Consider the following 24,863-nt stretch of genomic DNA (forward strand, 5'->3'; position numbering starts at 1 on the left):
TAGCTCATCTAATTTGGCCATTGCATGGAGTCGACAATGCCACTGAAGAAAACAGAAAAGCTCACGCAAGCCGCAAACACTTATAAATCAATTTTAAATGCCATGGAAGAATGGGTGGTGATCGTCGACCATCAGTCAAAAATCTTTTTTATTAATCGACCTTATGCGCGCTTTTTAGGCGTTAAAGCCGAAGACGTCAAAGGCAAAAAAGTCACCGATGTGATCGAAAATACCCGTATGCACATCACGGTTCAAACAGGCAAAGCAGAACGTCTTTCCTTACAGAAAATCCTCGGCAGTAACATGATTGCCAGCCGCTTTCCGATCATCGAACAAGGGGAAGTCATCGGTGCTATTGGCACGGTCATTTTCCACGACACTCACGAGTGGAAGCAGATCAACACACACATTAAAGCCCTACTAACCGAACAGGACTTTAATCATCAAAAGCAACTAACATCCGATAAAGCACTCTCTGGTGCTAGCTTCCACCTGAATGATGTGATTGGTGACAGTCAAATCATGAAGGCTTTGAGCGCTAAGGTGAAGCAGGTCTCATCTGGGGATGTCACTGTGTTAATTCGTGGGGAATCTGGTACCGGAAAGGAGCTTTACGCTCATGCTATTCATCAACTATCAGACCGAGCAGAATCTCCTTTTATTAAAGTAAATTGCGCGGCCATTCCTGAAAACCTATTAGAAAGTGAGCTGTTTGGTTACGAAGAAGGGGCCTTTACTGGTGCCAAACGGGGCGGCAAAGCTGGAAAGTTTCAACTCGCGAACGGTGGCACCTTATTTCTCGACGAGATCGGTGACATGCCACTGCCAATGCAAGCCAAGCTACTGCGTGTATTACAAGACAGAGAAGTCGAATCGGTCGGTGGAACTCATGCCACTCCGCTCAATATTCGCTTAATTACCGCGACTCATCGCCCTCTCGAGAACTTGATCGCCTCGGGGGCGTTTCGTGCAGATCTGTATTACCGGATCAATGTGGTGTCGATTGCTCTGCCCCCGTTGCGAGAACGTCGTGAGGACATTGCCAAGCTGGCCGACTTTTTTCTTCAAAAGTTGTCACGCCGCACCGGAAGGCGCGCCCCAAAACTCACTGTGCAAGCGCTAACTGCAATGCTTGCCTATGATTGGCCTGGTAACATTCGCGAACTAGAAAATGTCATGGAAGCGGCGTTTTACACCAGTCATGATAGAAAAATCCCCTTGTCGCTGCTGCCTGCTCAGCTGTCACAAACTCCCACTAACGTAGCACCAACAGCAACCGATATAACGGCCAGCCAAACGTCAGGCAGTTTAAAGGAACAGTTGAACGCCGCAGAAAGAAACATCATTAAAGCCGCACTGATTGAATGTGGAGACAATCGCACCAAAGCCGCCCAAAAATTGGGAATAAGCAAGTCCACTTTTTATGAAAAGATCGACAAATATGGGATAAGCTAATCACCTTCTTTACAATAAAGCCACAAAACAACAAAAAAACGTCCGGAAAATCGGTCGCAGTCTGGAAAATCGGACTTCTTTTAGGGATTTTTGGCCCTTTATTTTGACTAATCGTCCGATTTTTCGGAAAGATCACAAAAAGCACTCAACACTTTATTAAACTGAAATATAACCAACTGAAATATAAGAATAATATTTTTGTGGCATCATTTTTGATAGAAGATTTTACAGTGCGGCCGTCGTCTTGGGTTTCATTCACACCCATCACGTCTGCAAAGGATGCACCACAATGAAAGACAATAAAAATAATAGGATTACACTCATGAAAAAAGCTCTGATTACCGCGACCTGTCTCACCGGACTTACCTTCGCCACCGCTTCTCATGCCGACTTCGATAAGATTCGCTGGCAAGTTCCCATGGCATTCTCTTCTTCTCTAATCGCCCTTGGCGACACCATGCCTGAAGTTTCTAAAATGGTAAAAGAAACCAGTGGCGGTAGAGTAAATTTACAAGTCTTTGAACCTGGTACATTAATCCCTGCACTGAGTATTTTTGATAATGTCAGTTCTGGCAACTTATCGGCGGGCTACTCTTGGATGGGGTATGAATGGGGACAAATTCCTGCAGCGGCACTGTTCGGAGCAACTCCATTTGGTCTAGAATCCAATGAGTTCACAGCTTGGATGTACTTCCACGGCGGCGACAAATTGCTGAAAAAGCTGTTTAAGCCTTATGATGTTTACCCTATTCTTTGTGGCACCATCAGCCCAGAAGCGGCAGGTTGGTTCCGTAAAGAAATTAAATCTGTGGATGATCTAAACGGTCTTAAATTCCGTGCCGCAGGCCTTGGCGGTGAAATCATGTCTGAATTTGGCATGTCGATTAACGTCTTCCCTGGCGGCGAACTCTACCAAGCATTGGAAACCGGCGTATTAGACGGCACCGAGTTCTCTATCCCTACCGTAGATGAGCAGCTTGGTTTCTATCAAGTGGCGAAACATTATTATCTGCCTGGCTGGCATCAGCCTTCTACCAATCAGTTCCTTTACATCAACACCAATGACTGGCAGAAGCTGAATAAGCAAACCCAATCATTGATCGAAAACAGCTGTATGGCGGCCAATACCCTTGCAATTTCGAAGTCCGAAGCACTGCAAGGCGGCATATTAGCTAAGTTCGAAGAGAAGGGTGTGAATTTACATCAGTATTCTCCTGAAATTCTCAAAGCGTTCGAAGCGGCAACCGATAAAGTCATGGCGAAACACTCCCAAGAAGACCCTCAATTTGCAGAAATTTATACGTCAATGAAGGCCTTCCAGAAAGAGCATCGCCCATGGAAAAAATTGGGCTACTTGCCACGTGATTGGGATACAAAATAACTCTATTTGACACTCTGTTTAGTGAGTCGGCATGGAAGCACCTTCCATGCCGACGTTTTTCACTGGGTGCTTGCGCCTAGAATCAAAGGAGAAAAGTATGCCTGATCATACTAACGAGCTGGATTTGGCGGAAATTGAAGCCTCTTTATCAAACTCTAACCTAAACCAGTTACCACACACAAAACTCTCAAGACAGATCGAATCTATCATCGAAAAAATCGGCCAATACTCCTCTTGGTTATGGTTGATACTGATGTTGCTTATCGTCGGCAACGCACTGATGCGCTACTGCTTTAACACCACTTTTGTCGCCTTAGAAGAACTTCAATGGCATCTCTATGCGGTGGGCTTCATGCTCGGCCTTTCTTACTGTTTTATCCATGACGGTCACGTTCGTGTTGATGCCCTAGCAGAGCACTGGTCACTTAGAAAAAGAGCTTGGATAGAGGTCTTCGGACTGACTTTTTTACTGCTGCCTTTTTGCATTGTTATGTTCAGTTACGCCCTACCATTTGTAGAGCGAGCGTATCGAATGAACGAGGTTTCCCCTTCTTTTGACGGGCTTCCTATGCGCTGGGTGATCAAATCTTTCATCCTTATTGCCTTAGCCTTATTAATGATCGCGGCAACATCCCGCTGGCTGCGCTGCGTCTCTTTTCTGCTCAAGGCGCCTAGCAATCAAAGCCAAACAACACACTAGTTTTTTAGGGGTAGAATGTGTTCGAAACATATGAGTTTTTAGTCCTTGCCATGCTCGGCAGCTTCATCTTACTGATTTTCTCAGGCTTTCCTGTTGCTTGGGTGTTGGCTGGTTTGGCCATCGTCTTTAGCGTGATTGGTGTTTTATCGTCTCAATACCTGGATTGGGACACCTACTATATGAATGATTGGCGTATTTACGGCACCATAATACAAAGGATCTATGCTCAAATGAGCAATTGGGTTCTGGTCGCCTTGCCCATGTTTATCTTTATGGGGTTGATGCTGGAACGCTCTGGTGTCGCGGAACGCTTAATGGTCAATTTTGTAAACCTATTTGGCCGCTTTCGCGGTGGACTAGGCGTGGCGGTTATTCTGATTGGTATCTTGTTTGCTGCCTCTACCGGGATCGTGGGCGCCTCTGTGGTACTGTTGGCCATGCTGTCTATGCCAGTTATGCTTGAACAAAAGTACTCGCCTTCGTTTGCCAGTGGTATTGTTGCTTCTTCTGGCACCTTAGGTATTTTGATTCCACCCAGCATCATGCTAATCATCATGGCAGATCAACTGTCACTGTCCGTTGGTAACCTTTTCATGGGCGCGTTAATGCCCGGTTTATTACTCGGCTCCTTGTATATTGTTTATGTGATTTTAACCGCAATTTTTAACCCAAAAGTTTGTCATCCCCCATTGGATTTACCGCCGATCAGTAAAGAACTGGTTTGGTCAACAGTGAAAGCTGTATTCCCACCTTTAGCACTGATTCTGTCTGTTTTAGGATCTATCTTTATGGGCATAGTCTCGCCAACAGAAGCCGCTGGGGTGGGCGCATTTGGTGCGACTTTATTAGCGATTATTAATAAACGTTTCAACCTCACTATGCTGGCAGAAGTGTGCCGAAAAACCACTATCACTACCTCATTTGTGTTTGGTATTTTTCTTGGTGCTACCGCCTTTGCCGTGGTGTTAAGAACATTAGGCGGCGATGAGTTTATTAGCAGTCTATTACAGAGCATTCCCCTGTCTCCGTCTGGCATCATCATTGTCATCCTCTTGATCGCTTTTGTCGCAGGCTTCTTCTTAGACTGGCTTGAAATCAGCCTAATTCTATTGCCTTTGGTTGGTCCTGTTGTGGTCGCTCTAGACTTTAATTTGGTGTGGTTTGTGGTGTTGTTTGCTCTGGCGTTACAAACATCATTTTTGACCCCTCCCGTCGGTTTTTCACTCTTCTATTTGAAAGGTGTCGCCCCTGCTGGTGTAACGACCATGCATATTTACAAAGGGGTTATCCCGTTCATTTTATTGCAATTATTAGCCGTATTTCTGGTCTTTGCCTTCCCAGATCTGGTGCTTTGGTTGCCTAAAGTCATCTATGGCTAAGCCTGACAGTCTTGTTTGAAGGGCGCTCATTGGGCGCCCTGGTTTGGAGAATAAAAATGAATAAAAAAACCGTTCTAATTACCGGCGCGGCGAGCGGCATTGGGCTAGAAATCGCCCATGCCTTTCTGGACGCAGGCATGCAAGTGGCTATTTTAGACTTTAGCCAACACGCCATTGATAACGCTAAAAGCCAAGTTTCTGACTTTTCAAATGAGTGTGCTTTTTTTATCTGTGACGTGACCAACGAAGACCAGTTTCTCGCCGCGATTGACGAGGCGGTAGCGAGGTTCGGCCACATTGATATCTTGATAAATAATGCTGGGGTACAGTACATAGCCCCAATCGAGGAGTTCCCTTCGGACACCTATCGAAAGCTTATTGATATCATGTTAATCGCCCCTTTCATCGCCATCAAAAAAATACTGCCTTTGATGAAGAAGAAAGGCGAAGGCCGAATTATTAACATGGCGTCCATTAACGGTTTAATTGGCTTTGCCGGTAAAGCAGGCTACAACTCGGCGAAACATGGTGTTATTGGCTTAACTAAGGTGTCGGCATTAGAAGCAGCGCCTTTTGGTGTTACCGTCAATGCCCTATGCCCAGGCTATGTAGACACTCCTTTAGTCAGAAACCAGTTAGAAGGACTTGCCAGCACTCGAAATGTGCCGCTTGATGATGTGTTAGAAGAAGTAATATGGCCGTTGGTGCCTCAAAAGCGCTTACTCAGTGTCAAAGAGATTTCCGACTATTGCTTATTTCTTGCCAGCCCATCCGCCAAAGGTGTAACAGGGCAAGCCATCGTGATTGACGGTGGTTATACTGCTCAATAATAGCAAAAGGAATAAATCGTAAAGTACATTGCGCTAGGCTTTTCAGGCCATGGGGTAAGCAGCGCAAAGTGTTGCTATACGCTGTTTCGTTAAGAGCGAGAAGAGCCAAGAAATACTTGTTTTGCCTCCACTTGGCTAATGGAGAAAATCGGTTGCTGCAATACTCCTTCCCTGTCGATAATATCATCAGACAGAGAAGGAGAGATCAGCCTTTTTGATCCATTAGTCAATCAATACTAGAGTACAAACTTACTCACCAGCTCTTTCATTCGCCCTGAATAAGATTCAAGTTGCTGGCTGGTCTCATTTGATTGCGTGGCACCAGAAGCCGTTTGACTTGCTACCGCAGTAATATTATTGACATTAACACTGATACTGTCTGTCACACTGCGCTGTTGCTCAGCTGCACTGGATACTTGGATAATAAGATCATTAAGCTCATCGATATTATCTAAGATTTCTTTTAGCTTCTGGTTGGCATCAAGGGTTTTCGACTCGGACTCTTCTGCTTTTTCACTGCCCTGCTTCATAGCCTCTACCGCCTCTAGGGCGCTCGCTTGTAAACGCTCTATTTGATCTTGTATAGCAGAAGTCGATTCTTGTGTTCGTTTTGCCAGTGAGCGAACTTCGTCCGCTACCACAGCAAAGCCACGCCCTTGTTCCCCCGCACGAGCGGCCTCAATAGCGGCGTTCAGGGCCAATAAGTTGGTTTGCTCTGCAATCTCTCGGATAACATCCATAACAGTTTGAATTTCTTGACTATCACGGCTGACACGATTGATCACATCGCTAGAGTACTTAACGTTCTGCGATAAGGCTTGCATCGCCCCATTGGATTCATTGAGTACTTCTTGCCCTTGACCGGCAATGCTCTTCATCTCTTGAGTAGATTGCGCAGCGGTAATCGTATTATCCGCCACATTCTGTGCCGTCGCACTCAGCTCTGTTAACGCCGATGCCAATTGAATAACATCCTCTTGTTGCTGACTCGCACCTTGTAATGTTTCTGCTGAGATAGCGGCAGATTGACTCGCAAACGAAGTAATCTGGTTACTTGAATCAACCACTTGCTTTAATAACGGTTGAATTTGATCTAAGAACTGATTGCATGCCTTACTTAATTGCCCAACTTCATCAGCTGATTGATGATCTATTCGTTGTCGAAAGTCTCCCTTCGCAACAAGGCTCATAAATTGGGTCAACTTTTTAATCGGTTTCGATATTTTTCCCGATAACCACCAAATGATAACGATGGAAAGTAAGGTAATAAGCAAACCAGCAGCAACAAACCATACAGTTTGAGTAAATTGCTTTTCGTTGGTTGCTTTATTAAGAGCCAAGAAGTCCGCCATCACAACGTCTTTTGGTACACGAACCCATAACGCCCAGTTTTCAACCCCTTTGCCAACTTTAATACTGCTAACCGCTTCAAAATACCCTTCATTGGCTGAACTAAGTAACTGAAACTTTTTCTGCGTCATGGTAGCAAGGAGACTATCCGCTCTATTGTTAAAGGCGGCAGAGAGTTTTTTCCCTGAATACTCTCCATTACTATCCGACACAATGGTGCCATTACGGCTAATAATCATGACTTGACTCTGACCATGATATAACTCATTGCTTAATTCACTAGAGATAGTATCGAAGCTCTTAAGGGAGATATCTAACCCTGAAATCCCCATAAACTGACCCTTTACCATAATCGGATGGATAATAGAGGTCATCATAGTGTCGACGCCATTTACCGGATAAGAATATGGGTCCAAAACACAAGCTCGCTGGGTTTGCTTTGGGCAGAGGTAATATGCCTCAGCACTGACGTTACTTTGTGTATCGTCATAACCTTCCATAAGCTCCACAACCCCCCCACCATCTTTAGAGTTGGTCCAATAAGGAACCAAACGCCCGTTGCGATCATTGCCTGTTGCCGTTTTGCCACGATACTCAGCGTCTCGCCCATCCAAAGCATTTGGCTCCCAACCAGTATAAACCCCTAAAAGGTCAGGCTGTTCAATGATTGTATTTTTAAGAACCGCATTTATCCCATCTCTTAAATTCGAGTAATTAGCTTGAGAATCCGCTGTTTCCTTTAAGCTACGAAATGTATTCGCCATGCTTTCACTTAAGACAAACGACTGCTGCATTAAATTACTAATATGCTGCGCGCTATTATCTAAGCGACCTTCCAACTGCTTTTCAAAGAGGTCATTTACTAAACGACCTGTATTTTCTTGCACATTCTCATGCAGCTGTTTATTGGACAAAAACGAAAACACAGATAGAAAGAAAATTGCACATAATGTGGATAAACCTGAGAATGTGGCAATTTTTAATTGGATTGACTTCACTAATTACTCCTTTTTATTTTAGGGATTACAAGTCGCTTATTTAATGCTTGAAACGCCATTCTTATGTAACACAGTGTAACTGTGGCGCGGATTGTAATCTGCTTTTCCTATTCTGACTATGGCACTTTCATAAATTATTATTTTTTACTTAAATTCAATTTTTTCTACTTTATAAATCAAAATTAATCAAAATAGCCAATAGTTTGTTAAGCGTAGCCACTCAAAAAATGCGAGAAGCCCTAGCCGACAGAGCTAGCAGGTTGCGTTCAGAACGCTCAATCCATTACCCATCCACAGCCTAGCTAACGAGAATAATTACTTTATTTTCAATAACTTAAAAAACAACTCACCAAGATATCGCCTTTGTGGCTTTTCTATTACGAATAGAAAAAGACACTCTTGGCAAGAGTATTATCCATCGCCCTTGTTACATTCAAAATATCGATGCTTAATACCCCCCATTACCAAGAAAGTAAAAAAACAACGTTTTTTTCTATAATACGATGAGGTAGAGAGTTACTTCTTATTCAATCGAAGCAAGATATTAAACTAATTAAGACATCTGTACGGAACGTCAAACTGTTGAATGAGTTCATCTCGACACAGAATGGTGTGTATGATGCTTATGCACTTTTTATGGAGATAATCCCCCACCTCAGCCTCATACGCGGTTACATAACCGTTAAAGCAGAGCAAAAGATATAGGCATAATGCTATGTCTCATTTTCTGAGCCTATTCCATTAAATAGAAGTCTTTACGCTTCACCATATGAAAGCTGCTCAGCGCTGATACGTTTTTTCGATTTGATCTATCCAGCTGTCTAGTATGAAGAGTTTGATTGGCCGCCAGCAGAAAGGTTTTCCCCTATCACCACTGAATACCTCCCCTTCCTTGTCTAATGAGCTAGTCTCAATGAGCAAGGAACACCGTTAGAAGGCAGTGCTATTTTGAAAAAAAACCCCAATGTCGGCTTACCAACGATTGGGGTCTTCGCTTAATAAAAGCATTAAGGCTATAGAAGGTACGAGTTAAGGCACCCTACCTTTTCAAAGTTTCGCTATATCTTAAATTTGTCTAAAGATCTTGCCTGATCTATCGTAATTTGAACCATATCTTCTGACAATTTAGACTGATTTTGAGCGGTTTCTGAAACAGATTGGCTAATATCACGAATATTCGTGGTGTTGCGATTGATTTCATTAGAAGTTGCACTCTGCTCTTCCGCTGCTGCCGCTATCTGCACCGTCATATCATTAATCTCATGAATTCTGGTACGAATTTCTGCTAACGACTGTTTCGCTTGATTCGCTACTTCTTGAGTCTGATTAGCGCTCTCTTGGCTTTCATGAATCACACTTTCTGCATCTCGCACACCGCTCTGTAACTGTTGAATCATACCTTGGATCTGCTCAGTAGACTCTTGAGTTTTCGATGCCAGTGTACGCACTTCATCCGCCACCACAGCAAAGCCTCGTCCATGCTCACCTGCACGAGCGGCCTCAATCGCGGCATTCAAAGCCAACAAGTTAGTTTGATCCGCAATGGCGGTAATAACCGTTAAGATAGACTCAATATTGTCGCTGTAAGTCACCAGATCGTTAATCGTTGTGACCACTCCGCCCATTTGATCAGCCAACTGGGTAATAGACTCGGTAGTACGATCAACAATGGCTTCCCCTTGTGCCGCCGACACATCTGCTTGACTCGCACGATCAGCGGTAGCTTGCGCATTATCCGCTACATCATGAGCCGTGGCAGACATTTCATGCATGGCCGTTGCTAGCTGGTCCAGCTCTCCTAGCTGAGTATAGAGCTGCTGTGCCGCTTGTTGGGAAGAAATAGCCGCTTCATCGGTGTTTTCGCGCACATGCTGAGAACGCGCTTTTACTTCACCAATTAGCTGCTGTAGATAATTAATAAAAGTATTAAATTCAGTAGAAACTTGGCCAAACTCATCGTTTGTAGTGACCGTCAAACGCTTAGTCAGATCGCCATCCCCACTATTAATATCCTGCAAAGACTCTTGCAACGCACGCAGCGGCTGTAATAATCGAGTGACCACCAAATAAAGAACCACAGACACCAACAGTGCTGCAATTAAGGTACTCCAAAACGCTATCCAACCAAAATCATGCGCGCTTGCAAACAGCTTGTCTTTATCCAGCACAACACCAATATACCAATCTGCCCCGTTAAGGTTCGGTACCGAACTATATGACACGTACACAGGTGTGCCATCTAACAAATGCTGCTCTTCAAGCTGATCACTAAGACCATGCTCACCTTCGCGCAGCAACTTAGTTACCTCTTCACCATTAAAATCCGCGTTCGGGTGGGAAATGATTTTCCCCCCCTTGGTCATTAAGAACGCGTACCCCATACCATTGAAATTCAGGGTATTCACCGCATCAGAAACGGTTTTTAAACTTATATCCCCACCGAATCCTCCTTTAAACTGACCATGGTCAGAGAATCGCGAAACAACCGAAATCAGCAATTCCCCTTTGGTAGACAAATAAGGTTCCGTTAACGCCGCTTGAGAATATTTTTTCGCTGTCGGATACCAAGGACGCTGACGGGCATCCCAGCCTGGCGGATTCCAAGAAGGGGTGTTACTCATTCCTTTACCATCTGTGTCTAAACCACCAAACAGCAACAGAAACTCATCTTTATAAATAGGCAGATCGAAAGCCTGCTGGATGGTTTGCTTACTGAAATTTTCATCCACCCTTTGCCGAATAACGTCAATCAACGCCATCTTGCTTTTCAACCAATGATTTACTTGTAAAGCCAATACCTTACTGCTTTCTTGAGTGCTGGTTGTTGCGCTCTGATATAAGGCATTTTTCGCACTATTATACTGAAACCACGAATACATCGAGAATGCGAGAAGCACAACTGTGCAGGCGCACAAAACAACCTTATGAGATACCTTCACTATTTCACTATCCTTAATTAACAAATAAAGTAAAACTACTCACTATAGGGAGCCAGCGTTGCTCTTTAGTAACACCAAATTATGACAAATAAAAGAAATGGGATAACAAACAAGCCAACGCAGTGTCTATATTGAGCAAGGTAATTATCTCATAGGAGCGGCAACACTTGAGAGATCAATCTGTGCAAAAAAGAAAATTTACAATACGCTGTTCAGGAAGGTCCATTCAGCCCTTCCTACACTTGTTACTTAAAGTCAGAGAATAATCTGATCTCTACCCGTATTTTTAGCTTGATAAAGCTTTTTGTCGGCTTGTTCTATGAGCGCTTCCATGCTGATAACTTCTCCTTCACAGACATGCACCACACCAAAACTCATTGTGATATGCTCCCCCTTCACCACAGGGTTTTGCGCAAAGCCTCGTCGAATACGGTTCAGCCTTAGCAACACTTGCTCTATATCAGCATTCAAAAACACCAAAGCAAATTCCTCCCCGCCATAACGAGCCACAATATCTGAAGCAAAACGTACATGGTGCTTAAGATTCATCGCCACAGAAACCAAAGCAAGGTCACCAACACTGTGGCCAAATTCATCATTAACGCGTTTAAAATGATCAATATCGCACAACACAAAGGTCAATTGCTGACCTTTTTCTTGACTGTAGACCAATGCTTCTTCGATAGCCTGATTAAAGCCACGCCGATTGTACAATCCGGTTAACTCATCGGTCAGGGCGCTTTCTAGAAGGTGCTCATTCTCCCCTTGTAAATAAGAGGTTCTTTCTGCGACCTTATCTTCTAGGTTTTGCATGATGTCTGAGAGGTTATCTGCCATTGAGCTTAAGCCTTGGCTGAGGGCATTAATCTCACGAACGCCACTCATTGCCGTGGGCAGCTGCTGAATACTTTTCAAATTATTCCCCTTCGCCGCCTGACTAAGACGGTGAATCGGCTTACCAATATACCAAGCAACTAAAGAACCTACCCCAGCAATACAGATAAACAGAAGTAATGTGATGACAATCACACTTTGTGTGTAGCTATCAAGAAAACCTTGCTGGTATGAACGCGGAATCAGGATACCTATCTGCCACTGTTTTCCGTATTTAAGGTCAATAGAGCGCTGATAATAAAGGTAATTTTCCCCTTCAACCGCTATTTCTTGCATGCCTTCTTTTGCGCTTTGGCTGGCTAATTGAAAGGCTTTATTTGAATGGTCATTTAAATTCGAACGTGTGATCACACCATTTTCCGTTTGATACAAGGCACCTTGCCCTGAGGTTGCGATTAAGTCACCGTTATTCTCGGCCAAAAAAAGGTAAGCCCCTTCCACCAGCTCCAAAGACGCTAGATACTTATCCAACTCGACCAAAGCAATACTGGTCGCGGTTACCCCAAGCAAAGTGCCGTTTTCATCGTATATCGGTGCTGACAAATCAATGCCAAGGGTTGGAAAGCCATAATAAGGCTCGATATTTCCCCAGGTAATTTGTTTGTTATTGACTGCCCGCCGGTAGAACGGGCGCTCTCTAGGGTCATAAAGAAAGGTCGGATCCGCTTCAATTTTAGGGCCAATAAAAGTTTTCGGATCGTATTCAAAGCCAGCCATAACAAAGGGCTCATAGACAAAATTTGCCGCAATATTATGCTGACCGCTTTTCATCGGGCTTTGTGTGGAGTTCACATAACGTCCATCTGCCGTTGCAACCGATATAAACGTCATTTGAGAATAAGGTAATGCCTGCTCATAAAAGCGCCCCGCAACTGCGGGCAAATCATTCAACAGCTCAGGCCGGTGAGTAAAAGCCGCAAGGTTCACTTCCGCTATACTAATGAAAGGCGTGACAAAATCTTGCACCCTATCATAGATACGACCTTCCACTTCTTTAATATATTGCTTGCCTATCTTATCGGCAATATCCGCTATGGTAACACTGGAGAGCAAATACATCGCCGCTCCCAAAACAACAGCAAGCACAACAAACGGAATAACAATTAACCAACGTAACGGAACCGTTTTCACTTATTAGTTACTCTTCTTATCCATGAAACCCTAAAACTAGCCAATTATTGAGAATAAACTCAATTCTTTACAATACTATACTATGAAGCCAGCAAACTGTGTAAATTATGTGCACAAAAAAGCTTAAATTAGCACTGACGAGCCAGCAGCAAGACGTAATAGTTATAGAGTGTAAGCAAGTAGCCGTAGTGGCAAGACGGGTGTGTGTCTCTGGCACAACACAAGAAACACACCCTAAGAAGTCATTCGTAAAACGAGAGAAAAGCTTTACTGATTTTTAACAACAATTATTCAAAGTAGTAATTCATGCTGACAAACAATAACTGTGACTTTTGATCCGCTGAATGTTTTTCTCCAGCATCACATATAAAGGCATCAGATCCCTCACAATTATCATCGGTGCTAATTTCTCCTGCATCGGTGTAACGATACCCAAAACCAACCATTAATGTTTCAGCCATACTATAGTTAGCCCCTATTACGACACTCCACATGAAGTTTGTATCAGAGGCCTCTGCAAAAGAAGCCGATCTACTGGTTGCAGGCTCATCCGACTGAGTTGCACTCACCTTGGATCTGAGCACACCCACACCAGCACCTATATAGGGTTTAAAAACGTTACTTTTGATATCAATATCGTACAAGAGGTTAAACATGAGTGATTCTTGTTTGATGTTTGTAGTTGTTCGCTCATTTCCAGAACTAGTAAAAACTGTGTCTTCTATAAAACTCTGATCTCCAAATGAACTGTATACGATCTCGGATCTAAGGGGGCTATTTTCCCAATTGATACCAACCCCAACACTAAAATAAGAAGAGCTGTCTGAGTCGTCAACAACCTCAGTTGTCGTGTTTGCTTCAGGGGTAGATGCTTCTAAATTACTGAAATCACTATGTGAAAGACCCATCTCTAAAACACCATAATATTGAGGTGCAGCGACTAGGTTCGTGGAAATATACAAAAGGCTGGAAGCTAGAATAGCTTTATTCATACACCTTAAAATCATACAGGGCCTACTTTGTTGTCTATTTTAGATGGTTTTACCTAATAATAAATAAAATTTACTAATCGTTAAATATTATTTTCAAGTAATTATGAGAAATATAGAAATCACTTTAATTTAGAATACATCATCTAGCGAACTTCCATAGATAATGCAATGGGGGTAGAAATGGCATTGAATTTCGAAAAATATAACAAAGGACAGGAGTGCTAGATATTGGTTTAACGTTAATAGGTGTCTAGGGAAGTCAGTTCTTGGGTAATCGATCAACAGACACAGTCCCAGAATTTAAAAGATTTGCATTATGATATTGCGGATACGGATCATCTTCTGCTTCATGCTCTTCAACATTTTGATAAATTTTACGAGTGTCTGTTACTGCGCTATCACTATCAACCTCAGCAACCTTTCCCACATAACAAGTGATTCCATTACTGTCTGTGTAATCTTATTGCTCTTCATTCTTAATCAATACTTCCACTACACAAAAGCACAACGAAGCAGCCCTTGCTGAAAAGCTGGAACAACTTATCCAAACACTAAGCAAACCAAAAGTAGCAGATAAAAAAACCCTTTGGACATCCGATGAATGCGCTGCTTACCTTGGTTTGTCAAAAAAGAAATTCATGGGCGACGTAGCGTGCAAACGCACTTTCCCACAAGCAAGAAACGTAGGCGGATCAGCAAACCGCACCAACTGGCAACTGGCGCTGGATCGCAAGCGAAGTCATGTCATGGGCACTCGCTCAGAAAATGACACACTGAATTGATTTACGACAGACATAAAAAAAACCGCCCATGAGGCGGTTTTTTATCACTGATTATTTATTCAAAGCATCAACAAACTCTCTAATTCTCAGATTAAAATGCCCGCTTGATACAATTTCTTTCATAACATCAATCAGCTCCACTTGATTACTACATACCATTTCATTTCGTTGAAAAACAATATTTATAGGATAAACATTGCTTGATTCTTTGTACTTAAATAAAACCTTGTACGGGTTATCTGAGCCTTTCTCTGTTAAACGAACCTCAAAATACCCAGTTCTTTTTTTAATATCTTTATTATTCCCATAGAGCATTCCAATTTGAACCGTAGCAGCCATAAAAGGACTCAAATCACCACCTTCTACTTCATGGTAGTGCTCAAGTTTTACATCTCTTTCTATAAAGCTCGACAAGTTTTCCTGTAGAGTAGAAAAAACAGAATTAAATCCTTCTTTTAAACTAAGAAGTTCATCCGCTTTATCTTTCCCATCGCTTAAAGAATCGCTAAAATCAAACATAAAAACCTCTAAACTCTTAAAATCTCAGCTATAACTGGCATGTGATCTATATGACAGTCTTTTTTATCAAAATCCATTTTGAATTCACAGTCATCAATAACCGTAGTATTAGATTCATTAAGATGCCATTTGCTATGACCTAAAAAACAACCAGATAAAATAATCTGATCAAATGAATGCCACCTTACACCTTCTTTTGTTTGGTAATTATAGGTGCCAGAGCTAAATTTCCCACTAGAATTCGAATGACTATACTCAATAGAAGATACTACAGTCTTCCAAAACGGGTTATAAAGAAGGTCAATAGGATGTTTCTTTACTGAATCTAAGCATCTACTTGCCCTTAACGTTTTCATAAGACTTTCATCATAGGGATTATCATTAAAATCCCCCATAACAACGACTTCTTTTATTCCATTTTCAATAAAGTAGCTCTGAATGCTGTCATATATATGTTGCGCAGCAAACTTTCTATTTTCACTACCTGAATCTTGCATTCTACTGGACCAATGACAAAGATAAATCCTAAAAACTTCCTTATCATCGATGTTTTCAATATGTAAAACTTGGCCTGACTTTATTCTTGACCCCATATAAGGCTTAATTAAATTAGTATGCTCCTGTATCTTTATTTTCTTTGCATTGTACATTACACAAACATCGAACCTAGTACGTGGAATATTGTCAACTAGAGAGGCAACTCCAACATTTTCAAGGTCTAAGTTATTTTTTATATAAGTAACATCTTCTTCTGAAACTTCACACAAAGCTAAAAAATCGCATTCGTAGTCTAGAAAAAGCCTTACTATATGATCATAATTCCTTTTACTTGTTTCAGGCGTGGCCTTCGTCTCCGCTTTGTTCGAAGCTGGAGACAACCCCGTATTCCACCAAGCAAAACGCAACTTATATAAAAGCACTTTTATCCCTCACAAACTTATCTCAACAATCAACTTCAAAAGTAATTAATTCCATTCTATGTTTTTATTATCTTTTTCATAAGATCAATACCACGCAAATCTATTGCTTAGTGTCAGTTTCACCTTACATTAAAACGTTTTGCGCGTTCATGCCAGCCTAGCCTAACATCACATCCAAAAAAACCGCACTTAGGCGGTTAATTATGAATATAAAAGGCACTTCTATCGAACAAATTTAGTGTAACCAGGATATTGCATTAACATAAATTTCATAATATTAACTTTCAACTTAGGATTATGATGAGCCGTGGCATATGCACCTGCTCCAACCTCCATACCAGGTAAGTAGAAAGTTATAAATGACCTATCGTGTTTTCGTTCTTTGCTAACCAAGAACTTAGACAATTCAGCAAGCTCTCTTTCATTTGGAAGCCTTCCATCAATCAAAGGAACCTCTACATCAATTGAAATTTTAATTAATTACATTTCTGATCTATCCAATATTTTATACGGTATTTGGCTTTGATCTGCGTAAACCGATAAAGACATAATCGACATTAGTAAAACAATAATAAACTTCATCTCTACTCCTTTAGAATATTCAGTGAATTTAATCATCAGCCATTTCATCAAGATTGTTTCCTTTTTCACCATCTGGTCTTGTTCGGATGTATTTGTTATTTTTAGTCTCTACCGCAACCAAATCCACTATTCCTTTCTTAGCCATCTCATGCGCTTTTTCAGAAGAAATGAAGTTTACATTTCCCTCAAGTAGTACACCAGTAATATTGCCATCTTTGTCACGTTTTGCACCAATTACTTTACGCTTGTTAGTCATCTATTATTCCTTAATTTTGAAGTCCTAATCAGAAAAATAATAATAGTACAGAAACAAAAAAAACCGCCACTTGGGCGGTTTTTTAATCAATCAAAATATTTTGATCACATAGCAATTCTAGATTTATCATTAAACAACGAACCATTTATAGCAGAAGGCTTTGCAACCATACAAAACTCTAACATTTCGTTTGCTCTTCTCTTAACCTTGTCATAAATAACCCCTACTAACTTCACAACAATAATAAAAGGAAGCAGGTACAGAGACATCATGATTGTGTTAACCATAAAAACATCTTTAAGAACGTTATTAACGTCTTTCACAATAAGACCTGGAGTCTTATCGTGCGAATTATCTAATAATGCATGAAATCTTCTAAGAGACTCTTCATATTCGACATTATTATGCTTGGCATCAAGCATTGCTCTAACAAAGTTTGAAAATGTCAAAAGATGCAATCTATTTAATGAACGATTAATTACATCATCGACTTCTTTAAAAGCCCGAAGCGTTGTTTTATTTTCGGTATGCTGTACGTTTATGTATTGAGCTCTTAGAGTATCTCTCAACACAAACAACCTATCTCGAGCTGCTTGTCTGTAGCTCGGTAGAATTACAGCCTGATATATATAATGCACTACACATAAGATAAAGGCGATAACCCCTAAATATTGCATAATACTTTCTCCCTACTAAATAGACTGTCTTTTAGCGAGTTTCGCTAGAGCCAAGTCCATTGTTGACTTGCTGCTGTTGCAGTCTTGATTTTTCAATTCCAATTCTTTTATATTCTGAGCTGTGACTTCGTCTCATAGCTCTTGCATGACCAGCCCAAAGTATAGATACAAGCCCCATTCCTAACCAACCGATCAAGGAAAAATCTTTAAATCCTGAAAGAAGACTTAAAAAGGCATCATATACATGCTCTTCTGGCATTTTAAAAATTAAAGCCAAAGCACCGATGAAGAAAAACAGAGGAAACAATTGACCTCTATCCATTGCTTTCAAAACGATATCTCTAAAGGCATGAGCCCAAGTAACTTTTTGTGATGATTTTTTTGAAGCTTTTGCCATACCTAACTTACTTTATATTAATATCCATTTATTAAAATTCAATGGCTGAGCATTGAATGAGGCAAACTTCCACAATTGTCGAACTGAGTGAAAAGCGTGCAAATATTACTTTACAAAAACCTTATAAGCAATTGTTTGATAATTATGATACATACACGATGGTGCCAACTAGTCCAGCATCAAGGCTATGTCACCCATATCTGGTGCGTAGTACACCCTTTGTAAAATTCTAAGATCAGTATGGCCTGAAATCTTGGCTAAGTTAAGCACATCCACTTTAGTTGCTAGCCGTGTCAGTGCTTCTCGCCTTAGGTCGTGAAAGTGTAGATCATCTATCAGGCACTTATTACGAATCTTCCTGAAATTCACATCAAGGGAATCTGACTTTAGGTTAAAGGCATTGCGCTTGCAGTCATCTAGTGTCTTGAGCTTTTCTAATACTTTCACCGCGGTAGTCGATAACGGTACGGTACGAGGGTTGCCGTTCTTTGTTTTGGCTAAATGAACGGTGCGTCTTTCTAAATTCACGTCTTCCCATGTTATGCCGCAAATCTCACCGGCACGCATTGCGGTTTCGATGGCAAATACAATGGCCGCGCCTATTCGCTCGCTCTTGGATTCTGGCGGTATCTCTATATCGTATTGTGTGGCTATCATCAGTTGTTCAAATTCGCCTGGTAACAGCCTCCTAGTCCGGGCATCCGGCTCTTTGGGACGCTTCACCCTTGTCATTGGGTTTTCTTTCAACCAGCCCCATTCCTTCGCACATTGGCTACAAATAGAAGAAAGTACAGTCCATTCACGTAACACAGTACCAACGGCTACTTTTTGCAGGCGCCTGTCTCGCCATTCGGCAAAGTGTTTTGATTGAATATCTTGGAGGGAAATAAAACAAAGTGGGTCTGCAGGCTCATCAGCGCTTTTACCCAACCAGCGTTCAATTCTTCGTATTTCGAATTTCTGGCCACGTTTGGTCACACTGACCGTATCACGGTAGCGTTCAAGTGCTTTACTAAAAGGACGATCTGGAATGTCAGAGGAAGTACTTTCTTTTGCTTCGCGCTCTAGATCGGACGCCCATGCTTGCGCCTCACGCTTTGTAGAGAAGCCACGCTTCGTCTTACGCTTACCTTTCACGCTAACTTGAGCGCACCATGTTCCATCATCGGTTTTAAAAATAGACGCCACTGAATATTCTCCGGTGCAATGTGCGGTGCAGTTTCGGTGCAGAATTTCAGAAAAGATAGCATATAAGCGGAAAAGCTTACAATTTGAAGTAGTACTAAGAAAATGCTGGAGAGTAGATATTTAAAGGGATTGAGTAAGATAAGAACTTTTTAGAAAGGTATGGGCAAAAAAAAAGGCACCATAAATGGTGCCCGGGACCGGAATCGAACCGGTACGCTCGTTAAAGCGCAAGATTTTAAGTCTTGTGTGTCTACCAATTTCACCACCCGGGCATTTCTGATATGGAGGCCGGAGTCGGAATCGAACCGGCGTTCACGGAGTTGCAGTCCGCTGCATGACCACTCTGCCATCCGGCCTTCAATATATCAGACATCTTTTAAGTGGAGCGGGAAACGAGGCTCGAACTCGCGACCCCAACCTTGGCAAGGTTGTGCTCTACCACTGAGCTATTCCCGCGTCTCAAAAGATGGTGCATATTCTATGCATTTGAACTTTCACGTCAAGGAAAAAATCTAAATAAATAGCTAACTTAGCGACTTTTTTTATTTTTGATTATTTTTTATCCGCTTTCTTGGGTACTAGGTCTGGCCAAGCCGCTTTTAAGTAAATATACATGGACCAAAGTGTCAGCAATGCCGCCACCACCAACACCGACATACCGAACAATGACCACATAGTGCCTGGCGGACTACCCAACAAAATAAAAATAGCCAACATCTGCATCGCCGTTTTTAGTTTGCCAATGTAAGACACGGCGACACTGGCACGCTTGCCCATTTCCGCCATCCATTCACGCAATGCGGAAATAACAATCTCACGACCAACAATAACCACGCCTGCCAATGTCATTAATGGATCGGAATAACTAGCCACCAACATAATCAGCGCAACCGACACCATCAGCTTATCTGCTACTGGGTCAAAGAAGGCACCAAAGGGCGTCGTCTGGTTGAGCTTTCTTGCTAAATAACCATCAAGCCAATCCGTCCAAGCGGCTAAGGCAAACACAGCTGCACAAGTGTAATAACGCCCTTCCCACGGCAAATAATAAATAGCCACCAAAATCGGGATCATAAAAATCCGCAGGGAGGTTAATATATTCGGTATGTTCATTTTTTTCCTATTTCAGTCTGTAAACGTATGACAAATCAATTTTTATGCAGATGCAGATAAATTTCTTCCGCTTTTTTAACACCAATGCCTTTCACTTTTGCAATGTCGGCTTGGCTTGCGGCTAATAACTCTTGGTAGCCCCCAAAAGTAGACAATAATTCTTTACGTCGACTGGGTCCAATCCCTGGTATGTCTTCCAATACCGAATGACGTCTTTTTTTATCTCGACGACGGCGATGGCTCTTGACGGCAAAACGGTGCGCTTCATCCCGTATATGTTGAATCAAATGAAGCGCGGAGGAATCAGGTGGTAATACTACTTCATCCTCCTTCGACCCTATATACAAGGTTTCTAAGCCAGGTTTTCGCGTATCCCCTTTGGCCACCCCTAATAAAAAGATGTCGACCAACCCCAGCTCTTTCAATACCGCTTCAGCTTGGGTTAGCTGGCCTTTGCCACCGTCAATCAACAGTACGTCTGGCGCTTCTAACTCACCACTTTTAACCCGCTTATAACGACGCAAGAGCGCTTGCTTCATCGCACCATAATCATCCCCAGGCTCAACGCCTTCAATATTAAAGGAGCGATAACGCTTTTTATCAGGGCCATCAGGACCAAACACCACACAGGATGCCACCGTCGCCTCACCACTAGAATGACTAATATCAAAACATTCCATATGGCTTGGCGGCTCTTTAAAGCCTAATATTTTCTGTAGCGCCGTTACCCGACTAAAATGATTGCGCTTATCCGATAAGCGCGCTTGCAAACCTTGCTCTGCGTTAAGTTTAGCCAAATCCATCCAGCGGGCACGCTGCCCTCGAACATTATGCAACACTTCTATGCGCTTTTGTGTGGTTTCAAAAATCCCTTCCACCAGCGCGTCACCGTCTTCTAGTTCATGACTGCTAATCAAGACTTTTGGTAGCTCTTGAATTCCCCCTAAATAGAACTGGGCAATAAACGACGATAACAATTCACCCTCGGTGATTTCAATGGGCATTTTAGGATAATGACTTTTACTGCCAACCACCTTGCCATGGCGCACCATCATGACATGTACGCACAATCCCCCTGGCTGAATAATCGCGGCTAATACATCCGCATCGCCGGTTTGACCGTACACATCTTGCTGCTCTTGGATGTGTTTTAGCTGGATCATTTGATCTCGCAGCTCAGCCGCCCGCTCAAACTCCATTTCGATGGCCGCCGCTTTCATTTTGTCGGCTATTTCACTGGTTAATTCTTGGTTTTTACCTTCAAGAAACATTCTCGCATGTCGTACATCATCGGCGTACTGCTCGTCGTCAATCAAGCCGACACACGGACCAGAGCAACGCTTTATTTGATACTGTAAACAAGGCCGTGAACGGTTCGCATAAGTGCCATCTTCACACTGTCGCACCTTAAAAACCTTTTGCATGGTGTTTAAACTTTCACGAACCGCCGTTCCACTAGGAAAAGGGCCATAGAGTTTACCCGCCGTGGTTTTATTGCCACGCCGAAACAAGAGTGCTGGATGTTGATGCTGGGAGAGCAATATATAAGGATACGATTTGTCATCTCGTAGCAAGATATTGTAAGGCGGACGGTGTTGCTTGATCAGTGTTTGTTCAAGCAACAGGGCTTCTGTTTCGCTTTTCGTGACAGTGATTTCGATATCATCGATGCGACTCACCAAGGCCATGGTTTTGGTGGTCAGTCCGGTCGCACGAAAATAACTAGAGACGCGGTTTTTTAAGTTTTTTGCCTTCCCCACATACAACAACACCCCCTTGCCATACATGCGATAGACGCCCGGGCGAGTGGTTAAATGGCTGACAAAATGTTTTGGATCAAATTCTGCGTGAGTCAAACAAACCTCGTTTACGACCCCATACCAAGGACATTGTAACGCACCGCTAAATGAATAAGCTCCACGTCACTTTCTATGTTCAGTTTTGAAAAGATACGCGTCCGATAAGTACTTACCGTTTTAGGACTCACGTTTAAATGCTCTGCAATCTCTGTTGAACGTTTACAATCCACTATCATCTGGGCAACTTGTAATTCACGGTCCGACAAGGTCTCAAGTGGCGACCCTTTACTATCGATCGTGTATTTTGCTAACGCCATTTTCTGCGCCACGCTCTTAGCAATATAACGCTCACCTTTATGAACCGCATGCAAAGCCTCTAGCAGTTCATCGGTGTTGGTGCCTTTGGTTAAATAGCCAGAAGCGCCTGCTTCTAGCAGTTTGACCGGATATAAGCTGTCTTCAAGCGCAGACAAAGCAATCACCTTCACTTTTGGCGTGAGGCGTTTTATTTCTTTCGTCGCTCCCAAACCACCAATTCCGGGCATATGAACATCCATCAACACAATATCAGGTAAAAGCAAGCGTGACTGTACGATGGCTTCTTCGCCACTGTGAACAATACCCACCACGGTTACACCTGAGACATCCTGTAAAACACGGCTAATTCCTTGACTCACCATATCGTGGTCATCAACTATCAGGATTTTTAACAAAGGAACCACCTTACTCACTAGTTAACTTAGTCCTCTATTACTATGTTAACCATAATGACACGGGTCTCATAGCGCTGAGAACATTTTATTTTTTCTATTAACCTAACCACTTAGGTCACTCTGGTAAGGTGCCGCTGTAGCCCATTGCTTTCAGTTTCTCTGCTGCGATAAGGCGATATCGCTGGCGAATCCCTGTGCCCAAGGTTTTTTGCGTGTAATACAGCACAGGAGCAACCTCTTCTTCAGGCAAATTCAAGGCCTTAGCAATGTCGCTAATAAGCGTATCGACACCGACTGAGTATTTGTTTTCGATCATCGTCACTTTCGGCACAACAAGGCGCTCACCAGAAATCACCCGATCGACAATATTACGATAATTTTCTTCGTAAAGAGGCCACGAGACACGCTCCTCTTCTGACTTAAGCTTGTACCAGCCAGTTTGCGTACCTGCAAAATACACCGCAGGGTGAGACCAATGAAACAGCAAAGGGTCTGAACGACAAGCGCAGGCTTCTAAATAAGCAGAACGCGGGTCCAACAAACCATAAGCTTTATAAGCTGTATTAATCAGCTTAAGAAACTCTGAAATGGTTGGAGGCCATGCATACACTTCTTTGGTACGTTCTACCGCATATGCCAGCAGCGGCTCCTGAAACCCCTTTAACGCAACCGCCCACTCACGCTTAGCCAGCTTTACCTCATCAGGATTACTGTAAGCCGAGGCAAATTTGTGGGTATAAATCGCTTTAAAACGAGCAAACAACATGTTCACCAAGACGCGCGTTTGCTGCTGCGCTTCGTCTCTCTGACTATCCTGCTGGGTATTACCAGTCTGTGTCGTGGATGTTGGTGAGGGCGTCGCTAACTTGCTCTCGAGAGGTTTTATTAAATTTTGTACTGCCTGAGGTTCCTTCATAAGAAGATCGATCCGATTGTTTGTACTGCCACTGACGTTTTACGTATTTAAAAAATTCGCTGTTCCAAGTTCTGACATTTTTTCGCTGCTCTTTAATACGCAACAAGAACTCCGCTTGCAGCGATAAGGCAAACTCTTTACTAATGCCCGCTTGCGCAACCTGTTCCAACGTCGCTTCTTCTGGTTGCCATTGATCGGGCTGGCGAGAGCGCTCCTTTTGCTCTAAATACAAGTCAAAGTCGGTCACTCCACGCCTATCATTAACCACTGGCGGTGTTGCATATTCTTGATGTCGCGCCGTGTGCCTTGGCGCATAGCTGGCCTTAGGAGCACTCGACTGAGGCGGCTTCGGGGTGAACTGTGATTGTGGTGCCCCTGTCGGTGTTGCAGATGCCCTATTTAGGCTGGCGTTATCACGTGCTTCTTGCTGCAAACGATTGACTTTGGTCATCAATAAATCATCGCCACCAGCAGGCGCTGAATGCGTTTCTTTTCTTGCTCCTGACGCCTCAACCAGATGAATCTCTAACAATTGGTCATGGCGCTGAAAACTCAGTAACTGGCTAATTTGTAAGTTTGCCAATAAGCGCATCACCATAGGCACAGTCCAAAACGGCAACTGAGTACTTAAGTGTGCGATTTCTATTTTCAAAACAGCGGAGTTCAGCACATAAGTCTGTTGTTTTAAAAAGGTTAAAAGCACCGTCTCTTCTAGGCCTACCTGTGCTGCCATAGAAAAAGAAATAGGTAATAAATAATCGTTGTTCAACATCGTTCTCGCTTCACACGTTTAGCCTCTCAGTCTAACAAAAGCTCGCCTCATAAGCACGATAACCCGTAAAACCCTTGGCCTGCAATCTAAGGTTTTTTTCACTAACAAAGACTAATGACAATTACATTACCGTTACATTAAGCATCATTGACAGCACCAAAATGGACTTCTATGCTCAGG

At 42.7% G+C, this 24,863-nt stretch carries 21 protein-coding genes and 3 tRNA genes; 6 read left to right on the forward strand and 18 right to left on the reverse strand.

Going from position 1 to position 24,863, the window contains the following annotated elements:
- The first annotated feature begins 36 nt into the window (after window positions 1–36).
- The 5 genes from DFP81_RS01405 (at window position 37) to DFP81_RS01425 (ending at window position 5,745) form a co-directional block, all read left to right on the forward strand.
- Window positions 37–1,455 (forward strand): sigma-54 interaction domain-containing protein, encoded by a 1,419-nt coding sequence (locus tag DFP81_RS01405; RefSeq protein ID WP_115895969.1) that lies wholly within the window; start codon window positions 37–39, stop codon window positions 1,453–1,455.
- Window positions 1,456–1,777: 322 nt separating this feature from the next.
- The gene (locus DFP81_RS01410; protein ID WP_115895970.1) at window positions 1,778–2,836 is read left to right on the forward strand and encodes a TRAP transporter substrate-binding protein; all 1,059 of its coding nucleotides are present in this window, start codon (window positions 1,778–1,780) and stop codon (window positions 2,834–2,836) included.
- 97 nt (window positions 2,837–2,933) lie between these two features.
- The gene (locus DFP81_RS01415) at window positions 2,934–3,536 is read left to right on the forward strand and encodes a TRAP transporter small permease subunit (RefSeq protein WP_115895971.1); all 603 of its coding nucleotides are present in this window, start codon (window positions 2,934–2,936) and stop codon (window positions 3,534–3,536) included.
- A gap of 17 nt (window positions 3,537–3,553) precedes the next feature.
- Window positions 3,554–4,915, forward strand: coding sequence for a TRAP transporter large permease (locus tag DFP81_RS01420; RefSeq protein ID WP_115895972.1), 1,362 nt, complete (start codon window positions 3,554–3,556; stop codon window positions 4,913–4,915).
- A gap of 56 nt (window positions 4,916–4,971) precedes the next feature.
- Window positions 4,972–5,745, forward strand: a complete 774-nt coding sequence (locus DFP81_RS01425) for a 3-hydroxybutyrate dehydrogenase (protein WP_115895973.1) — start codon at window positions 4,972–4,974, stop codon at window positions 5,743–5,745.
- 236 nt (window positions 5,746–5,981) lie between these two features.
- Here the strand turns inward: DFP81_RS01425 and DFP81_RS01430 are convergent, their stop codons facing one another.
- The 4 genes from DFP81_RS01430 to DFP81_RS01445 form a co-directional block, all read right to left on the reverse strand.
- Entirely contained in the window at window positions 5,982–8,093 is a 2,112-nt protein-coding gene (locus tag DFP81_RS01430) for a methyl-accepting chemotaxis protein (protein ID WP_115895974.1), read from the reverse strand.
- 1,058 nt (window positions 8,094–9,151) lie between these two features.
- Entirely contained in the window at window positions 9,152–10,972 is a 1,821-nt protein-coding gene (locus tag DFP81_RS01435; protein ID WP_147299429.1) for a methyl-accepting chemotaxis protein, read from the reverse strand.
- Between the two features lie 315 nt (window positions 10,973–11,287).
- Window positions 11,288–13,057: a sensor domain-containing diguanylate cyclase gene (locus tag DFP81_RS01440; RefSeq protein ID WP_115895976.1), complete on the reverse strand. Its 1,770-nt coding sequence runs from the start codon at window positions 13,055–13,057 to the stop codon at window positions 11,288–11,290.
- Window positions 13,058–13,344: 287 nt separating this feature from the next.
- On the reverse strand, window positions 13,345–14,049 hold the full coding sequence (locus DFP81_RS01445; RefSeq protein WP_181903019.1) for an outer membrane protein: 705 nt from the start codon (window positions 14,047–14,049) through the stop codon (window positions 13,345–13,347).
- Between the two features lie 638 nt (window positions 14,050–14,687).
- Here DFP81_RS01445 and DFP81_RS18165 point away from each other — a divergent pair.
- Window positions 14,688–14,831: a hypothetical protein gene (locus tag DFP81_RS18165; RefSeq protein ID WP_181903020.1), complete on the forward strand. Its 144-nt coding sequence runs from the start codon at window positions 14,688–14,690 to the stop codon at window positions 14,829–14,831.
- A gap of 51 nt (window positions 14,832–14,882) precedes the next feature.
- Here the strand turns inward: DFP81_RS18165 and DFP81_RS01450 are convergent, their stop codons facing one another.
- The 14 genes from DFP81_RS01450 to DFP81_RS01520 all read right to left on the reverse strand — a co-directional run bounded on the left by DFP81_RS01450 (window position 14,883) and on the right by DFP81_RS01520 (window position 24,683).
- Window positions 14,883–15,350: a hypothetical protein gene (locus DFP81_RS01450; RefSeq protein ID WP_115895978.1), complete on the reverse strand. Its 468-nt coding sequence runs from the start codon at window positions 15,348–15,350 to the stop codon at window positions 14,883–14,885.
- Between the two features lie 8 nt (window positions 15,351–15,358).
- A complete protein-coding gene (locus DFP81_RS01455; protein ID WP_115895979.1) occupies window positions 15,359–16,270 on the reverse strand; it encodes an endonuclease/exonuclease/phosphatase family protein in 912 nt (303 codons plus the stop codon).
- A gap of 610 nt (window positions 16,271–16,880) precedes the next feature.
- A complete protein-coding gene (locus DFP81_RS01465) occupies window positions 16,881–17,108 on the reverse strand; it encodes a DUF3892 domain-containing protein (RefSeq protein WP_115895981.1) in 228 nt (75 codons plus the stop codon).
- A 104-nt stretch (window positions 17,109–17,212) separates the two neighbouring features.
- Window positions 17,213–17,785, reverse strand: coding sequence for a hypothetical protein (locus DFP81_RS01470; protein WP_115895982.1), 573 nt, complete (start codon window positions 17,783–17,785; stop codon window positions 17,213–17,215).
- A gap of 31 nt (window positions 17,786–17,816) precedes the next feature.
- Window positions 17,817–18,182, reverse strand: a complete 366-nt coding sequence (locus tag DFP81_RS01475; RefSeq protein ID WP_115895983.1) for a hypothetical protein — start codon at window positions 18,180–18,182, stop codon at window positions 17,817–17,819.
- Window positions 18,183–18,350: 168 nt separating this feature from the next.
- On the reverse strand, window positions 18,351–19,370 hold the full coding sequence (locus tag DFP81_RS01480) for a site-specific integrase (RefSeq protein ID WP_115895984.1): 1,020 nt from the start codon (window positions 19,368–19,370) through the stop codon (window positions 18,351–18,353).
- Between the two features lie 185 nt (window positions 19,371–19,555).
- Window positions 19,556–19,642, reverse strand: a tRNA-Leu gene (locus tag DFP81_RS01485).
- A gap of 10 nt (window positions 19,643–19,652) precedes the next feature.
- Window positions 19,653–19,726 (reverse strand) — tRNA-Cys (locus DFP81_RS01490).
- A gap of 25 nt (window positions 19,727–19,751) precedes the next feature.
- Window positions 19,752–19,826: transfer RNA gene (locus DFP81_RS01495), tRNA-Gly, on the reverse strand.
- Window positions 19,827–19,922: 96 nt separating this feature from the next.
- Entirely contained in the window at window positions 19,923–20,483 is a 561-nt protein-coding gene (gene pgsA, locus DFP81_RS01500) for a CDP-diacylglycerol--glycerol-3-phosphate 3-phosphatidyltransferase (protein ID WP_115895985.1), read from the reverse strand.
- A gap of 35 nt (window positions 20,484–20,518) precedes the next feature.
- Complete coding sequence (gene uvrC, locus DFP81_RS01505; protein WP_115895986.1) at window positions 20,519–22,339, reverse strand: excinuclease ABC subunit UvrC; 1,821 nt, start codon at window positions 22,337–22,339, stop codon at window positions 20,519–20,521.
- 11 nt (window positions 22,340–22,350) lie between these two features.
- Window positions 22,351–22,995, reverse strand: a complete 645-nt coding sequence (locus tag DFP81_RS01510) for a response regulator (RefSeq protein WP_115895987.1) — start codon at window positions 22,993–22,995, stop codon at window positions 22,351–22,353.
- A gap of 115 nt (window positions 22,996–23,110) precedes the next feature.
- Window positions 23,111–23,911: a replication protein P gene (locus tag DFP81_RS01515; RefSeq protein ID WP_245959053.1), complete on the reverse strand. Its 801-nt coding sequence runs from the start codon at window positions 23,909–23,911 to the stop codon at window positions 23,111–23,113.
- Window positions 23,820–24,683, reverse strand: a complete 864-nt coding sequence (locus tag DFP81_RS01520) for a DnaT-like ssDNA-binding domain-containing protein (protein WP_115895989.1) — start codon at window positions 24,681–24,683, stop codon at window positions 23,820–23,822. Before DFP81_RS01520 ends, DFP81_RS01515 begins: the two co-directional genes overlap by 92 nt.
- Window positions 24,684–24,863: the final 180 nt, after the last annotated feature.

Origin of the sequence: Marinomonas pollencensis (genome assembly GCF_003387375.1) — a bacterium.
GTDB lineage: Bacteria > Pseudomonadota > Gammaproteobacteria > Pseudomonadales > Marinomonadaceae > Marinomonas > Marinomonas pollencensis.

Bases quoted from the DNA above. Each gene is read 5' to 3' on its own strand.
- DFP81_RS01405 (WP_115895969.1), top strand. From the start codon at position 37: ATGCCACTGAAGAAAACAGAAAAGCTCACGCAAGCCGCAAACACTTAT.
- DFP81_RS01410 (WP_115895970.1), top strand. From the start codon at position 1,778: ATGAAAAAAGCTCTGATTACCGCGACCTGTCTCACCGGACTTACCTTC.
- DFP81_RS01415 (WP_115895971.1), top strand. From the start codon at position 2,934: ATGCCTGATCATACTAACGAGCTGGATTTGGCGGAAATTGAAGCCTCT.
- DFP81_RS01425 (WP_115895973.1), top strand. From the start codon at position 4,972: ATGAATAAAAAAACCGTTCTAATTACCGGCGCGGCGAGCGGCATTGGG.
- DFP81_RS01435 (WP_147299429.1), bottom strand. From the start codon at position 10,972: ATGTATTCGTGGTTTCAGTATAATAGTGCGAAAAATGCCTTATATCAG.
- DFP81_RS01445 (WP_181903019.1), bottom strand. From the start codon at position 14,049: ATGAATAAAGCTATTCTAGCTTCCAGCCTTTTGTATATTTCCACGAAC.
- DFP81_RS18165 (WP_181903020.1), top strand. From the start codon at position 14,688: ATGGGCGACGTAGCGTGCAAACGCACTTTCCCACAAGCAAGAAACGTA.
- DFP81_RS01450 (WP_115895978.1), bottom strand. From the start codon at position 15,350: ATGTTTGATTTTAGCGATTCTTTAAGCGATGGGAAAGATAAAGCGGAT.
- DFP81_RS01465 (WP_115895981.1), bottom strand. From the start codon at position 17,108: ATGACTAACAAGCGTAAAGTAATTGGTGCAAAACGTGACAAAGATGGC.
- DFP81_RS01470 (WP_115895982.1), bottom strand. From the start codon at position 17,785: ATGCAATATTTAGGGGTTATCGCCTTTATCTTATGTGTAGTGCATTAT.
- DFP81_RS01475 (WP_115895983.1), bottom strand. From the start codon at position 18,182: ATGGCAAAAGCTTCAAAAAAATCATCACAAAAAGTTACTTGGGCTCAT.
- pgsA (WP_115895985.1), bottom strand. From the start codon at position 20,483: ATGAACATACCGAATATATTAACCTCCCTGCGGATTTTTATGATCCCG.
- DFP81_RS01515 (WP_245959053.1), bottom strand. From the start codon at position 23,911: ATGAAGGAACCTCAGGCAGTACAAAATTTAATAAAACCTCTCGAGAGC.
- DFP81_RS01520 (WP_115895989.1), bottom strand. From the start codon at position 24,683: ATGTTGAACAACGATTATTTATTACCTATTTCTTTTTCTATGGCAGCA.